This is a genomic window from Maribacter sp. 1_MG-2023 (assembly GCF_030547005.1).
In the GTDB taxonomy this organism is placed as follows: Bacteria; Bacteroidota; Bacteroidia; order Flavobacteriales; family Flavobacteriaceae; genus Maribacter.
The window spans coordinates 1-16,281 of record NZ_JAUOPN010000005.1; the positions used below are offsets into that span (position 1 = coordinate 1).

At 34.8% G+C, this 16,281-nt stretch carries 17 protein-coding genes; all 17 read right to left on the reverse strand.

Going from position 1 to position 16,281, the window contains the following annotated elements; all coding sequences use genetic code 11:
• Window positions 1-167: 167 nt before the first annotated feature.
• Entirely contained in the window at window positions 168-728 is a 561-nt protein-coding gene (locus tag Q4500_RS07270; protein WP_303599036.1) for a hypothetical protein, read from the reverse strand.
• Window positions 721-1,215: an RNA polymerase sigma factor gene (locus Q4500_RS07275; protein WP_303599037.1), complete on the reverse strand. Its 495-nt coding sequence runs from the start codon at window positions 1,213-1,215 to the stop codon at window positions 721-723. The genes Q4500_RS07270 and Q4500_RS07275 overlap by 8 nt, the downstream gene beginning before the upstream one ends.
• On the reverse strand, window positions 1,215-2,060 hold the full coding sequence (locus tag Q4500_RS07280) for an alpha/beta fold hydrolase (protein ID WP_303599038.1): 846 nt from the start codon (window positions 2,058-2,060) through the stop codon (window positions 1,215-1,217). The genes Q4500_RS07275 and Q4500_RS07280 overlap by 1 nt, the downstream gene beginning before the upstream one ends.
• Window positions 2,061-2,131: 71 nt before the next feature.
• Window positions 2,132-3,352, reverse strand: coding sequence for a TCR/Tet family MFS transporter (locus Q4500_RS07285; protein WP_303599039.1), 1,221 nt, complete (start codon window positions 3,350-3,352; stop codon window positions 2,132-2,134).
• Window positions 3,353-3,494: 142 nt separating this feature from the next.
• A complete protein-coding gene (gene atpG, locus Q4500_RS07290) occupies window positions 3,495-4,358 on the reverse strand; it encodes an ATP synthase F1 subunit gamma (protein ID WP_303599040.1) in 864 nt (287 codons plus the stop codon).
• An 82-nt stretch (window positions 4,359-4,440) separates the two neighbouring features.
• Window positions 4,441-6,021, reverse strand: a complete 1,581-nt coding sequence (gene atpA, locus Q4500_RS07295; RefSeq protein WP_303599041.1) for a F0F1 ATP synthase subunit alpha — start codon at window positions 6,019-6,021, stop codon at window positions 4,441-4,443.
• 60 nt (window positions 6,022-6,081) lie between these two features.
• Window positions 6,082-6,621: an ATP synthase F1 subunit delta gene (gene atpH, locus Q4500_RS07300; protein ID WP_073241518.1), complete on the reverse strand. Its 540-nt coding sequence runs from the start codon at window positions 6,619-6,621 to the stop codon at window positions 6,082-6,084.
• Window positions 6,622-6,629: 8 nt separating this feature from the next.
• A complete protein-coding gene (locus tag Q4500_RS07305; protein WP_073241516.1) occupies window positions 6,630-7,130 on the reverse strand; it encodes a F0F1 ATP synthase subunit B in 501 nt (166 codons plus the stop codon).
• An 89-nt stretch (window positions 7,131-7,219) separates the two neighbouring features.
• A complete protein-coding gene (atpE, locus tag Q4500_RS07310) occupies window positions 7,220-7,414 on the reverse strand; it encodes an ATP synthase F0 subunit C (protein ID WP_027065438.1) in 195 nt (64 codons plus the stop codon).
• 38 nt (window positions 7,415-7,452) lie between these two features.
• Entirely contained in the window at window positions 7,453-8,628 is a 1,176-nt protein-coding gene (atpB, locus tag Q4500_RS07315; protein ID WP_303599225.1) for a F0F1 ATP synthase subunit A, read from the reverse strand.
• A 93-nt stretch (window positions 8,629-8,721) separates the two neighbouring features.
• Window positions 8,722-9,114, reverse strand: coding sequence for a DUF6168 family protein (locus Q4500_RS18650; protein WP_368389733.1), 393 nt, complete (start codon window positions 9,112-9,114; stop codon window positions 8,722-8,724).
• A 3-nt stretch (window positions 9,115-9,117) separates the two neighbouring features.
• Complete coding sequence (locus Q4500_RS07320) at window positions 9,118-9,345, reverse strand: AtpZ/AtpI family protein (protein WP_036150997.1); 228 nt, start codon at window positions 9,343-9,345, stop codon at window positions 9,118-9,120.
• Window positions 9,323-9,736, reverse strand: coding sequence for a polymer-forming cytoskeletal protein (locus Q4500_RS07325; protein WP_303599042.1), 414 nt, complete (start codon window positions 9,734-9,736; stop codon window positions 9,323-9,325). Before Q4500_RS07325 ends, Q4500_RS07320 begins: the two co-directional genes overlap by 23 nt.
• A gap of 3 nt (window positions 9,737-9,739) precedes the next feature.
• On the reverse strand, window positions 9,740-12,295 hold the full coding sequence (locus Q4500_RS07330) for a lipopolysaccharide assembly protein LapB (protein ID WP_303599043.1): 2,556 nt from the start codon (window positions 12,293-12,295) through the stop codon (window positions 9,740-9,742).
• Window positions 12,296-12,681: 386 nt separating this feature from the next.
• Window positions 12,682-13,401, reverse strand: a complete 720-nt coding sequence (locus Q4500_RS07335) for an ABC transporter ATP-binding protein (protein ID WP_303599044.1) — start codon at window positions 13,399-13,401, stop codon at window positions 12,682-12,684.
• 54 nt (window positions 13,402-13,455) lie between these two features.
• Window positions 13,456-14,925, reverse strand: coding sequence for a DUF5687 family protein (locus Q4500_RS07340; protein ID WP_303599045.1), 1,470 nt, complete (start codon window positions 14,923-14,925; stop codon window positions 13,456-13,458).
• Between the two features lie 115 nt (window positions 14,926-15,040).
• Window positions 15,041-16,279 (reverse strand): RNA polymerase sigma factor, encoded by a 1,239-nt coding sequence (locus tag Q4500_RS07345; RefSeq protein WP_303599046.1) that lies wholly within the window; start codon window positions 16,277-16,279, stop codon window positions 15,041-15,043.
• Between the last annotated feature and the right edge of the window lie 2 nt (window positions 16,280-16,281).

Consider the following 16,281-nt stretch of genomic DNA (forward strand, 5'->3'; position numbering starts at 1 on the left):
CATTAGAAAGTTTAATTATAATAACCCAATTGAAGTCCTAAATGATAAGTGTGTTGCACTTATGGGTTGAACTCAGCACCAATACACTTATGAAATTCATATTTTACATTTTTACATTGTATTTTATTTACGAAATACCCATAAAAAAGCTGTCACAAATTAAGGGCTTATTCCTCTATTTGTAATTGTTTCAATTTTAAGAGTTCACTCTTTGCTTGTTTGTATAAAAACACAGAGAACAGCGTTAAAAACACAACTGATGAACATAAAATATATAAATAAAACCCCGGTGATAAAGTAGCTTTAAATAATGGTAATAAAATAATAAACCCAACGGTATAAACGCCTATGGCCAATGGCGTACCTAGGTAATGGGTATATTTTCTGAAATTATAGTAATTGGTTAAATCGTTACGAAAAGTATTTGATTCTTTGCTGAAATTAATAGTTCTTAACTTCTTTAAGCTATATAACTCAACAGCTATTCTAACCACTAAACTACCGATCATTAAACCGATGCCAAGCATGAATGTAGCACTCTTATATCCAGAAACATATAGTAGAAACGCAACCAGAATGATAATCGTGATGCTTAATACTATATTTCCTGTTCGTTGTTTTTGTTCTATGGATTTTACACTTTTTAAAAGCCCTTGAAATCCGTCTTCGGTGCCAGAAACTGTAGTTTGGTTCTGCCATTTATTCTGTAAATCTTCAAAATTATTCATTATGGACACATTTTGTAAGTTGTTGTTTTATTCTATGTATTCTAGTACGGATGGCTTCATGCTTGATTCCCATTATCTCTGAAATCTCTAGCTGCGGTAATCCTTCTAATTCCAATAATATTATAGCCTTATTGGTACTACTTAATTTATTGATGCATTTGTAAAGCTGAACTAACATATCTTCTTTTTCTGTAGCGTTGTCAACAGAATCGCTTACTTGAAGATTATCAATTTGTAGATTTTTATCCTTTTTACGTTCTCGTCTTATTTCAGCCAGGCATGTATTTACACAAATTCGGTAGATCCAAGTTGAGAGTCCGCTTTCATTTCTAAATCCGTCTAAATTCTGCCAAACCTTAATAAAAATTTCTTGAGCCAGATCTTTGGCAAGAGCGTCGTTACCTACCGTATACCCCATGCACAATCGAATAATCTTGGGGTAATTTTCCTCATATATCTTCTGATATGTAATTTCTTTAGACCCCATTATTCGTTCAACGCATATTTAAGATTCTCGATAAACCATTGTGGCTGATCATACATGATAAAGTGAGATGACCCATTAGCAAATTCAATGGTGTATTCTGCAAGCGCTTTATACTGTAGGTCATAAGTGGATTTCGCCATTTCTAAACCATAAGGTTCTGTAGCGGCCAGAATAGTAACCGGTGAATTTATTTTAGCCAAATCTTCACGTAAATCTAACTTTAATAAATCGGTATACCCATAGACATAGGTCTCTCGATCTGCCTGAATCATCCAATTTTTAACTATTTCTTGATTAGATTTTTCTTTAGTAATACTATTCGCCATTTGCTGTGCCATAGCTTCAAAATCAGAGTCGCCCATAGCTAATAGTTGTTTATTATATGGCGAATCATACACCATGTATTCACTTTTAAAATCGGGCATCATTAAAGCACCTGTTGATGGTAAAGCATCAACGATTATTAGTTCTTTAAATGAATTGCCATCTGCTGCCATCCACAATGCTAAAGCACCACCTAAACTATGACCTAGCAAAACAGGATTCTCTAATTGTTTTTCAGAAATATAGTTGACGACTCCGTCTTTAATTTTGGGTAACCATGGTTTTTCAATAGCAGGGACATTACCGAAGCCAGCAAATGTAAATACATGACATTCATAATCTTTTGATAGCTCTGCAACTGTAGCTTCCCAAATTTCACCTGTACACGTAAAGCCTGGAAATAAAAGTATTGGTTCTCCTTTACCAATTACTTCGACTTTAAAAGGATTGTCTTGAGCAGTTATTGAAAGAGAGGAAATAATAAGTAATCCGAATAGTAACTTTTTAATTGTTTTCATCATAAGAGTTTTTGTTTGTTTGCCCTTTAGATTCAAAAAATTAAAAATGTTACATCCTAAATTGAAAAAAGATTTTATTCTGGCTCTACATCCATTCTTTTTATAGCTGTGGACGCTAAAATAAAAGCAGCTAAGAGAAATACTGCCGCCAGAGCATATGGTGCACCAGGAAAGTAAATTGATGTCTCAGGACGTATAAAATAATAAAACACGGGTGCAAAGATAAATTGCCCAAGTATAGCAGTAATACTAACTAGACCGGTAATTGATCCTTGTAAAATTCCCTGTTCCTTTTCAGATACTTGGTTTGAAATTACGCCTTGCACAGTAGGACCCGCAATACCGCCTAAGGCATACGGAATTAAGAACGCATACAGCATCCACGGTTCTTTGGCGAAAGAAAATAAGAACATACCAACTGTCCATAACAAAAAACCGAATGTAATTACTTTACGTTTTCCAAACTTCTTTACAATCTTACCTACTAAAAACCCTTGTACAATTGCAACTAATAAGCCTACAACCATTAGCGACAATCCTATTTGTTTCGGAGTCCAATCATATCGCTCAATACCATAATAAGACCACGTTGATGGTAATGCCTGGCCGGCAAGATTTGCCAAGAAGAAAGCAGATATCAATAACAAGATGCCTTTATAATTTCGTAATGCAAACAAAGAAACTCCCGGAATCATTTTTGAAAAATTAATCTGTCTTCTATTCTCTAGAGCTAAAGATTCTGGAACAAAGAAATACCCAAAAAGGAAGTTGGCAAATGTTAAGCCTGCAGCTATGTAAAATGGAAGTCGAATATTGATCTCCCCGAAAAAACCACCAATACCGGGACCTATGATAAATCCAATTCCGAATGCAGCACCTATTAATCCGAAGTTCTTTGCCTTATTTTCTTTAGTACTTACATCTGCGATATAGGCCGAGGCAACAGTAAAACTGGCACCAGTTATTCCAGCTAAGAAACGACCTAGAAATAACCAGGTAATTGTCGGTGCCCAAGCATGAATCAAATAATCTATACTTAAACCTAAAAGTGCGAGAAGTAATATAGGGCGTCTACCAAATCGATCAGATATTTCACCTAACACGGGTGAAAACAAGAACTGCATACCTGCAAATGCAGTGGTCAGCCACATACCATAGATAATTGCCATGTGATTACCCTCCCCCGTTAATTCCATTATCAATTCGGGAATAATAGGTAGAATAATACCGATACCTATTACATCAACAAGAATAGTAATAAAAATAAAGAGTAAGGCGGTTTTATTGGATTTCATGGTCAAGACAAAAGTCGGACAAAAAAAGTAATCTTAAAGAGATAAAAATAAAAACCCCACTTTTAGATGGGGTTTTAAGTTCAATATATTTTCAAGCTTTAAATGACTTCACTCAACTCAGTCATTAAATACAATAGAAGTATTAGTTATTCAATGCTTCTGCACCACCAACGATTTCTAATATCTCGTTAGTAATAGCTGCCTGTCTTGCTTTGTTGTATGTTAATTTTAATTGATCACGCATTTCAGTTGCGTTATCGGTTGCTTTGTGCATTGCAGTCATACGTGCACCATGCTCACTAGCGAATGAATCTCTAATACCTTTATACAATTGTGTCTTTAAAGATTTAGGAATCAATTGTTCAATAATTTCTAATTTCGAAGGTTCAAAAGTATAATCTGCACTTGCAGTTACCTCAACTTCTTCTAATGGAACAATAGGTAAAAATTGCTCTGTCATTACAATTTGAGTTGCCGCGTTTTTGAATTTGTTATACACAATTTCAATACGGTCATAAGCTCCTTCTGTGAAAAGGACCATCAAACGCTCAGCTATTTCAGCAACATTATCAAAGGTTAAATCGTCATATACATCGCTATGATTTTCGATAACATTAAAACGTTTCCCTAGAAAGTCATTTGCTTTTTTACCAATAGCAATAAAATCAACTGATTTACCAGCGTAAACATTATCTGCTAGATTAACCGATTGCTTTAAAATATTAGTATTAAAAGCTCCACAAAGACCTCTGTTAGAAGTAACGGAAACAATTAAAACCCTGTTCACAATACGATTATCGGCATAAACACTACCAGAATCACCTTCTAAACTAGCACTTAAGTTTTGTAGTAGTTCGGTCAGCTTATCTGCATAAGGTCTCATTGCCGTAATAGCATCTTGCGCCTTTTTCAATTTTGCAGCAGATACCATTTTCATAGCACTGGTAATCTGCATCGTTGAAGAAACCGATGAAATCCTATTACGTATCTCCTTTAAATTTGCCATTTTATTCAGTATTTAGTAAGTAGTACAAAGTATTAAGCAATTATAACACTTTGTACCAACTACTCAGTACTCAGTACTTTTTTTAGTTCTTATATTTCGCAGAAAGCTCCTTACAAACAGAAGTCAATGTATCGGTAACCTCATCAGTTAATTTACCAGACTTCAATGTATCAAGAACACCTCTATGCTTAGCGTTCAAAAACTCTAAGTAATCACGTTCGAATTCTTTTACTTTCTCAACAGGAACATCTCTTAACAAGTTCTTAGAACCTGCATAGATAATTGCAACCTGATCTTCAACAGTAAATGGATCGTTCTGTGCTTGCTTTAATATTTCAACGTTTCTACGTCCTTTTTCAATAACGTTCAACGTAGCTGCATCTAAATCTGAACCGAATTTAGCGAACGCTTCCAATTCACGGAACTGTGCTTGATCTAGTTTCAATGTACCTGCAACTTTCTTCATTGATTTAATCTGAGCGTTACCACCAACACGAGATACAGAAATACCCACGTTAATTGCCGGTCTTACACCTTGGTTGAATAAATCTTGCTCTAAGAATATCTGTCCGTCAGTAATAGAGATTACGTTTGTTGGGATATAAGCAGAAACATCACCCGCTTGTGTTTCAATAATAGGCAAAGCCGTTAAAGAACCACCACCTTTTACAATTGGCTTTAATACCTCTGGTAAATCGTTCATTTCTTTTGCGATATCATCATCATTGATAACTTTTGCTGCACGCTCCAATAATCTAGAGTGTAGGTAGAAAACATCACCTGGGTAAGCCTCACGTCCCGGTGGTCTTCTTAATAAAAGAGACACCTCACGGTAAGCAACCGCTTGTTTAGATAAATCATCATATATAATTAATGCAGGACGACCTGTATCACGGAAGTATTCACCAATAGATGCTCCAGTAAATGGTGCATATACTTGCATTGGCGCAGGATCAGATGCATTAGCAGCTACAATAGTAGTATATGCCATTGCTCCTTTATCTTCCAATACTTGTGCGATACCGGCAACAGTAGATGCTTTCTGACCTATGGCAACATAGATACAGTAAACAGGCTCGCCAGCATCATAAAATTCTTTTTGGTTCAAAATGGTATCGATACAAACTGTAGTCTTACCAGTTTGACGGTCACCAATAACAAGTTCTCTTTGTCCTCTACCAACTGGGATCATCGCATCAATTGCTTTAATACCAGATTGCATTGGCTCAGTTACAGGCTCTCTGTAGATTACCCCTGGAGCTTTACGCTCTAATGGCATCTCATAAGTATCACCGGCAATAGGTCCTTTACCATCGATAGGGTTACCTAAAGTATCCACTACACGACCAACAATACCTTCACCAACTTTTACAGAAGCAATACGTTGCGTACGTTTTACCGTATCTCCTTCACCAACAGATTTAGAAGGTCCTAAAAGAACCACACCAACGTTGTCTTCTTCAAGGTTCAAAACGATACCTTCAAGTCCGCCTTCGAACTCAACTAACTCTCCGTATTGAGCATTAGCTAATCCGTAGATTCTTGCGATACCATCACCTACCGTTAATACAGTACCTACTTCGTCTAAAGTAGCGGTAGCATCAAATCCTGATAATTGTTTCTTTAAAATTGCTGATACTTCAGCGGCTTTTACTCCTGCCATTTTTAATTAGATATAAGATATTAGGCGATGAATGTAACCATCCGAAGCCTTATATAGTTATTATAGACTATTTGAAAATTCTCTTTTTAAATTATTAAGCTTGTTGCTTACGCTAGCATCATACTGTAAATCTCCAACTCTTAAGATGAAACCTCCAATTATACTTTCGTCAACTTTACTTTCAATGGTAACCTCATTACCGGTAAGTGCAGCAACTTTCTTTAATATTTTTTTCTCCATTGCAGCATCTAAAGGTACAGCAGTTGTAACATACGCTACATCTTTACCTTTTAATTGCTCATTGATGATAATGTATTTTAAGGCAACTTCGTTTAGCATTCCTAAACGTTTGTTGTCTACCAACATATTAATAGCACCTTCTGTGATAGAATGACTGCCCTTAAAAATTTCAAGTAAGGCATTCTTTTTCATAGTACCAGAAACAACCGGACTAGCCAGCACATCTCTAAGTTCTTTACTACCTGAAATAGTAGCGGCGATTGAACGCATATCTTTCTCAACAGCATCCAAGGCTTTGTTTTCCTTGGCCATATCCAATATTGCCTTTGCGTAACGTAATGCAGCTCTAGATTCGCTCATTATTTCTTTTAGTTAAGTTTTATATCGCTCAACATTGAATCAACCAATTTCAATTGCTTGTCATTGCTAGATAAATCTTCTTTCAATACTTTTTCTGCTATAGCTACAGACAATTCTGCAACTTGACTTTTAATATCAGCAACAGCAGCTTTTTTCTCACTTTCGATTGCAGCTTGTGCTTGCTTCAACATTTTATCACCTTCTAGCTTAGCTTGCTCTTTAGAGTCAGAAATCATTTTCTCTTTGATTTCACGAGCTTCTTTCAACATCCCTTCACGTTCAGCACGCGCTTCTTGAAGCATCTTCTCATTATCAGCTTGTAAGTTCTGCATATCTGTACGTGCTTTATCAGCAGCAGCCAATGCTTCTTCTATACCAGCTTCTCTTTCGTTCAACGAATTTAAAATTGGTTTCCAAGCAAATTTTACCATTAAGAAAATTAATGCTAATAATAATATTGTTTGAACAACAAACAAACCTGGTGAAAAATCGTTCAATAAAACTTCCATATCCTAATCTTTAAAATCTAAATCAATAATTAAAAAAACATTTCCTGTAACCAACCGTTACAGGAAGATGTCTTTGGGTTTTCGTGTTCTTATTTTCCTAAGAACAAAGCACCGAATGCTAAACCTTCCAAAAGTGCAGCTACGATAATCATCGCAGTTTGAATTTTTCCTGCCGCTTCTGGTTGACGAGCAATACCTTCCATTGCTTTACCACCGATTTGACCAAGACCTAGACCTGCTCCGATAACGATTAAACCTGCTCCAATTAAATTGTAAGTTACCATACTAATTGATTTATATAATTAAATTAAAAAAACTCTTATTAAATGAAGTCCGCTCTTACATCTTCTGTATCGGCAACTTCGTGACCCGCCTCATCATGTTCATGATCGTGATCGTGTTCTGCAACTGCCATACCTATAAACAAGGCTGAAAGCGCGGTAAAAATATATGCTTGCAAAAAGGCTACTAGAACCTCAATAAGCGTAATAAAAAATGATAACACCAATGATAGACCTGTAGCTCCTGCTACACCTAAACTCTCTTTCAATGTAAACATAATTGCAATTAAGCTCATTACTACAATGTGACCTGCAGATATGTTTGCGAATAAACGCACTAACAATGAAAATGGTTTAATGATAAATGCACCAGCTAATTCTATTATAGCCAAAATAGGTTTTACGAATACAGGTACACCTGGCATCCATAAAATGTGCATCCAATAATCTTTATTACCACTAACTGTATAAATAACCAAAGTAAATATTGCCAAACAAGCTGTTACTGCAATTTGACCCGTTACATTAAATCCGAATGGAGTAAGACCCATTAAGTTTAGTATCCATATAAAGAAGAATACTGTTAAAAGGTATCCTGTAAATTTTCTGTAATGCTTTTCCCCAATATTAGGTCTAGCAATCTCATCTCTTACATAAAGCACCAATGGCTCTAATACTCTACCGAAGCCAGTAGGAATTTTTTTCTTTCCGTATTGTTTCGCCAATGAAGAAAAGGCCAATAACATAAGTAAGCCAACCAACAATACCCCAACAACACTCTTAGTAATAGAAAAATCTAAAACTTTGTGTGCATTAGTGGCATGGTGCTCTTCATCAAAATTCACAGAAGATGCTCCAGCATCCAATTCATATATTTTACTATGAAGTTTTACGAATTTAGAACCGTTTCTCTCAACAATTACATGTCCGTTATCATCATGATGAAATTCTGATGACATAAAAGTTGCCAAACCATTGCTTGACCAAAGAATAACAGGAAGCGGAAAACCAACATGCTTTCTTTCTCCTGAATCACTAGTATAAGAGAACAAATGAAAATCATGAGAATCTTTAAGGTGATGTAAAATATAAGCATCTACCTGTTCCTTACCACTTACCGCTCCTTCTGGCTCAGTATCGGATATAGCGAAACTTTGCAATGAAAAACAAAGTATTAGAAGTTGTAATAAGGTTTTAATCGTATTTGAAACTTGCATCATTAGTTCTTTATCAAAAAATTTAGCTCCTAGAAATTTTGCGCAAAAATAGTTAATTATTGCATAATCTACCCAATTTTAAAGCTTTAAAATTTAGAGTCTTTTTTTGCGCATAATTTTCGAAATAAAAAACACTTCTAGAAACAAAAAAATAATCACCGGTATAAGCAGCGCACCCCTATATATTTGAGGCATAATTAGTTCACCCAACAAGTATGGATAAAACAATATTGCGAAAACCATAATCTTAAAAACCAACACACCCATATACATAAAACCTAATTGTTCAAAAAATGAATTGTTTTTTGAAGCAATTAAGAATATGACAACCAATGTTAAGGAAAACAAGAAGTGAAAAGTATATGCATTGATCAAAAGCGGACCAAAATAAATTGGTGCAGTCGAAAGAACCAAATCTTGTAGAAAATAAGAAGTCGCGCCCACAACAGTGAACACGACTATATATAAAATGATATTTTTTAGCAACGCTTATTTATTTAACGCCATAACTTTTTTTATGACTAAATAGATTGACAAAAATACAGCAAGTAACGTAAATGTGTCTTCTAAAAAGGTTTTTTCAAATTTTTGATCTAACCACTCCCCTAAAAGATTACCCAAGAATATAGTGACACCCATTTGTATCGCAACACCAGATAAGCTTGCGGCATTTCTTAAAAGCTCAGAATTATCATTACGAGGCTTTTGCGGCTCCATTATTAGAAGATTTTAAACCCGCAGCACCTTTACCGCCACCCATAGTACATGAGGCGTTAAACGTAGCACCTGGCTCAACAGCCAATTTATTTACCGATACGGTACCTTCTATTACAGCAGAAGATTTTAAAGATAATAGGTCAGACACTAAAAGCTCGCCATTAAAGCTACCTTCTATATCTGCGTTTACACATTCTACTTTACCATGAATGTAGCCATCTTTACCGATAACAACTTTACCTGAAGTTTTTACATTACCATCTAGCTTACCATCTATTCGAAAATCTGCTTCAGATATAATATCTCCTTTTATCTTGGTATTCTTTTCTATTCTGTTAGGTTGCCCTCCTACTTCATTCATAGCTCTAGGTTTTTGTTTGTCTGAAAACATTGTTCACGGTTTTGGGGTTAAAAGTGTATTTCTATAATCGATTAAATTCTTGTGTACTTGTATAATCTTATAGTTCTCCGATAAAACTACAAAATTCTCTTCAGCAACGTAGTAATCCTTATTGTTTTTTAGCAGTTCTGCATAACCTCGGGCAAAATCTTCAGACTTAAACCCATGAACTACTACAAATTGTTCTTCTAGGTTATAAATATCTTTAGAAACTGTATTTTCATATTTTAAATCAGTGATGGATTTATCTAACAATTCCATTAATTTCAATGCTTGCTCGGTATTACTTCTTTTTAACGGGAAAACTACCTTCCAGTTCGATGTTCCTTTTGAATCTGTCTCAGGAAAAAACTCCTTTGGTTCTAACTTCGGAAGCTGCTCCGCAATCATTTGCTCTGCCTTTTTACCTTCCGGATTATTAGGATACGTCAATGCCACATAATTCAATGCTTCTTTAAAAGGCTCAAAACCTTGAAGTCTACCAATTGCATTTGCCTTCAGCATTTCAAATTTTGGAACAATAGGGTCACCGGTAAATCTATTAATGTTTTCCTCTGCACCTGTAATTACCTGTAAATACTGTTGTTCTTTATATTGTTTGAATAAGCTCTCATAGCGCTTCTCTGGACTATCGGAACTATCTGCCAATACCGCTTGCGGATTCAATAGAATCTCAGCATATCTAGAGTCGGCATGGTTGGCAATAATGTCTGCCTTCATAGTCTCTTTCAACGGACTATCAACTTCTTCGTAAATCTTATATAGATTATATTTTGAAGGAAGAATCAATCGCTCTTCGGCATTAGATGCCAATACATCTTCTAATTTGGCAGCTGCCAAAAGATTCTCGTTAAACTTCTCTTTATATATTAATCCTAATTGATAGTTAGCAAAATTACGTTCTGTTTTTAAACTGTCAATAACAGCAACATCTGTTGGCAAACGATCCATGTAAAAGTCTAATGAGAATTTCTCATCTTCACTAACTATACTTAAACTATCATTTACATCCGGTGCATTTTGCAATGCAATATTTTCAGTATTGATAACCGATTTGTCTGACCAACGCCAATCATCTGTCAATTCTCTATTACCCCAACGATTCTTAAAATCGTTCTGACCATAGCCTAAACTGGTAATATTGTAGAAGTAAAATTTACCCTTGTTTTCTTTGCCACCTTTACTGTTGCTAAATGCAGCAAAACCATCGGTAATTCTTGCCTTTTCTTTTTTCTGTGCAGCTTCTTTCGCCTTCTGTAATTCTTCAATATGTTTTCCAAAATAAGTCAATTGCTCATCTTTAGGCATTTGATAAATTGTAATTACACTGTCAGAATACTGTACAATGTCTTCGTATTTAATAACATCTTCCAAATTATCGCGCTTCTTCTTAATAGAACGAAATTTTTTGGTGTTTTCATTAAGGTTGGTCAATACACTATCGTAAAATGCACCAGCCGGCTTATATACACTTTCATCAAAATTGTATTCCGCTAAATTCTCATAGTTAAGCGCATTCAATTTTGGCTTGTTCTGCGAAGCACGTAAAGATTTATTGAAATAAACCAACGCCAAACTATCAGACTCTTGCTTTAAATGAAACTCTGCCAATTGTCTGTAAATACCATCTAAAAAAGGTCTATTCTCTCTGTTGAGTTCTAATTTGGTCAAATACTCCAGTACCTCTTCTTTATTTTCAGCTGTAACCTCGGTATTCTTTAATTTTTCAATTTCGGCATTGATCATGTATACACGTGGCGACTTTCTATTTAATTCAATAACCTTGTCAAATGCGTAATTAGCACTGTCTTTAAAGCCTAGTTGATTATATAACTGACCTATAATATAATAGTACCTTCCTTTCTCTGGATTTTTTGTAGTGTAGTGCGATGCAATTTTAAGATTTTGAACTGCCGTATCTGGTGCATTAAGGTTGATGAACGCTTGCGCCATCATTGCTCTTGCATCTGCATATTCCTGATCTTTTAAACGCTCATATTTCATTAAGCGTTTTAAGTTCTTTATTGCCAGGTCATCGTTTTCTAACCTGATGTTTACTTTCTCTCTCCAAATACTAGCTTCGTTTAGCTTATCACTTTCAGAATATTTGTTTAGTACATAATTGAAAGATTCTAATGCCGGAATATAGCGTTCATCAAAATATCTTGCTTTTCCTAAAAGAAGAAAAGCTTCATCTATTTGTGGGTTTCGTTCTTCATCTTTAATATCCATACTATGGCGTTGAATAGCCTTAGTGGCTTTTTCTTCTGCAATAAGGAAATTAGGATTGTTGTCTTCTGAGTCAAGTTTAATTTCGCCGCTAACCTCTAAACGTTCTATAGGCAAGACTTCAAAATAATCATCTTGATAGGTATCGTTCAAAGTTTCTCGACCTTGTTCAAAAGCAATATTACCATTATACAAAGTATTGTATTTGGTATTGAGCGCATGCCAGTTACGGTTTACGAACTTGTCTTTCTTAACAGAACATGCATTAAAAAGCATACTCGCCAAAAGACCCGATAAAATAAGTTTGTTTCTAAGATTCAAAATAGTTGATCTACGTATGTATGTTTAACTTAAAAACAGCCACATTATTATGTAGTTAATCGGTAAACAGCATATTTATTTTTAAGCATTCGCAACATTTCTAAAGCACTAACACCATTTTTTACCGACTATGTAGTTTGTTTTAAATTTAAATGACCAAGAATTTATATGGTAACTGCAGATAATCTGATCAAATATGTATTCATCGGATTTTATCTATCTCCCTATAAAACTCAGAAATGAAAAACCGACCTAGTGGTCGGTTTTATATTTTTTTGTGGCTTTTAGTTAAAAGTGTAGTTCGTCTAATCACACGCTGCCGAAATCTCATTGATTTTTTAACGAGTTGTAGTTCGCCACTGCCCTGGAACGAACAGACATCCGGATTATTCCGTAACCGGCAGAGCACTTTCTGCACCAAAGAACACCTCTAATTCTTTCAAGGTTTCAGCAGATGTTTCAATGTCTTTAACTACTTCTCCTTTGTTCAATACGACTATACGTTCGCATACCTCGGTTACATGAATTAAATCGTGACTAGATACCAAAACGGTGACATCTTCTTTTGCAGCAAGTTCTTTAATAATTTGCTTTAGACGAATCTGTGTAGTTGGGTCCAAATTTGCAAAAGGCTCATCTAAAATGACCACTTTTGGATTACCAATAAAAGAAGCTACAATTCCTGCCTTTTTTTGATTCCCTTTAGACAAATCTCTCAAGTACTTTTTCTGACCCAAAATTTCACCGTGAAAGAAATCTTGATACTGTGCCAATAATGCATCTACATCGGCTTTATTTTGACCGCGAAGGTCGCCTATAAAGTAAAAATACTCTTCAGGAGTCAAGTACCCAATCAGAAAGGTTTCATCTATAAACGATGATGTAAATGGTTTCCAATCTTCACTAGTGTTTACCTGAACATCATTATTAATGATATGACCAGTACTTGGTTGTATCAAATCTAACAACAAACTAAAAAGTGTTGTTTTACCTGCCCCGTTATTACCCACCAAACCGAAACTTTGCCCCGTTGGTATGTTTAAAGATTCAATATTAAGAACTTGTTGTGAACCGTATATCTTTGATAAATTTTCTATTGTAATCATAATTTTATTATTCTAATTTTTTAGGATGAAATTAAATGCGCCAAATGAAAAACCTTAACTAGCCTTTTCTTTAAAACCTGCAATCATTCCGTATTTCTTTTTCTTGTACTGCTCGGTGATTAAATCGATTAAGTAGTTCTTCATGGCAAAACCAATAATGCCTAAAACTGATAATACACCTACTGCAACTTCTAAATTAAAGATGTAATAAAAGATGGAAAATATAATTATTGGAACCACCATTACCGGAAGCATTACCAGAAACTGAGTAGCACTTGCGCCCTGCATGTTACCAAACGGACTCTGATCTAATTCGATTCTCTTTTTATTAAATGAACCAAAATATAAAATGATCGGTATATTTACCCCTAAATTATATAATGCACAACCAAAATTGATTGCCAAAGCATCCCAACCGAAGTATACATAAGGCAAAGTCAATAAAAACATAAATACAACACTTACCGTAATTAAAGATACTTTAGATTCTAAATACTTACGCATAGGTATATTTTGCGACATCATCATGCTATAGTAGCTACTGTCCCAAGCGGGGATAAATTGACCGAAATTACTTAAGAAAATACCCGTCATAAAAATACCCACAAATGCTTTCATTGGCATCATACTACTGTACATGTCTTGCGTGTAGAACACCAATCCGTAGAACACCATAAGTAGGGAAATATACACTTGAGATTTTGTTCTTTTATTTCGCCAAATCATTTTTAGATCAAGCTGTAAGAATGAACCCATTTCTCCAAAACGCTTTGTCCAAGCTAAATCTGACGTATTTGCTTCTACCGATTTCGATTGAAGCTTCGCATCTAGATAAATCTTATCACGTAAGTATTTAAAATTGACATAATATATAAGTGCTGCCAAAGCAATAGGAATCAATACGGTGATTGGATATGCATAAAGCGCATGAAAAACAGGTGCAAAAAACTCTTTTACAGAGAACACTCCGAAATAATCCAATACGTACCCTAGAACAAGAATACTCCCTATTCCAATAAGAACTTTATCATTCTTATTTACAAGCAGGTTCACATAATTAATACACATTACAATTGCCATTACACCTACTATCCATAACAGAACATTTACTGCAGGATAGCCATTAAACAGTAATACAATTGCAAAGGGTACTATAAAGAATAATGTCAATACATTATATATGGATGCTGCCGATCTACCTAATATATAATGTGCGATGGTACTTTTTTTAACCGGGGTGGTCAAAAATGGTTTTATATCCATTACCGGTAATTTCTGCATGAAATACCGAAGTAATAATTCAATTAAAATCCAGTAAATAAAATATTGGCTAATGCTCCACATTGGGCTCTGATCTGGGAATATTTCTTTCAAAAGAAAGTACATTCCGGCTCCTGCACCAGCAAGTGATAAAAGCAGATATACCCCCATAAAGCCCATGAAAATTTTTATCCCCAAGCTTTTACCAAGGTTAGAGGACCTGAAAAAGGATTTCCATTGTAATGAAGAAAAACGTTTAAACATTCGGTTGGTTTTAGTATTCTGAATATAAGTAAGAAAAATCTAGAGTTTGTTACAAACAAAATTCAAAATATTCATTAAGCTCTTATTTTATACCTTACTATATATCCAGAAAAAATTAACCGATTAATCCTTCCTTCTTCCCCATAAAAAACTCCTTTTCCAACGTATTTGAAGTTTCCAAAAGTGCTTTATTTAAAAAAGAAATCGCTAGTTCTTTATCCCCTTTCTTAATATAATATTCGGCATAACAACCATAATATAAATACGTTCTTTGTACTAAATCAGAAACATCTATACTATTTAGTAAATGGAGTGTTTTTTTAAAATCACTCAATTGAATACATACGGTAGCATGATTTAATAAGGTAAACGAATTTGGCTCGAACGCATACATTTGTTCATACCAATAGGAGATTTTTTTCCAATTGGTTTCCTCAAATGTTTTTGCATTTAAATGTTCTGACGCAATTGCCGCTTCGTAATGATAAACAGAAGTATCTTCGTATTCAACTGCTTTATTCATAGCACTATCTCCCATTTTTATTAATGGAAAATACCACTTGGTACGGTCTTGATTTTTTAAATTAACTATTTGATTATCAATAGATATTTTACTTTCTAATCGAGACATGTGAAAACATAGTAAAGCAAAAAGTGCATACAAACTTCCGCTTCTAAATTGCTCTTTTTTCAAAAGAAGTTGGCAAAGTCGAATGGCTTCGCCACACAAATCTTCCTTAATCAATTTGTCTTGATTGGTAGAATGAAACCCCTCATTAAATGTCAAATAAATAACTTCCATAACGCGTAGCATCCGTTCCTGAATAGCTTCAGGATTTGGATATTTAAATTGAATATTATTCTCTTGAATAGATTTCTTAGCACGGGTCAATCGCTTAACAATTGCATCTTCTTTGGTCAGCAAGGCCGCAGCAATTTCTTTAGTACTGAATCCCGAAATTGTTTTTAGTGCAAAAGCAATTTGCTCGTTAGGGTGCAAACTTGGGTGGCATGCAACGAAAATCATTCGTAACTGACTATCGGCAACTTCATGGTCTAGAAAAAGTTCATCAATCTGTAGCGATGATGCCCCTGTAGTAATTTTAAAATTCCTATTCTTTTCGGCTTGTATACTTCGTAAGATATCAATAGTTCTGTTCTTGGCAACCCTGTTCAACCATGCTTCAGGATTATCTGGAATCTTTGTCCTCCATTGCCAAGTTGCTTTTATAAACGTATCCTGTACCGCATCTTCAATAGTTTCTAAATAAGAGAGACCAAAAAAGCGGGTTAGAATAGCGACCATCTTCCCGTAATGATGTCTAAAAAGATGGTCAACTACTTTATGTTCCATAT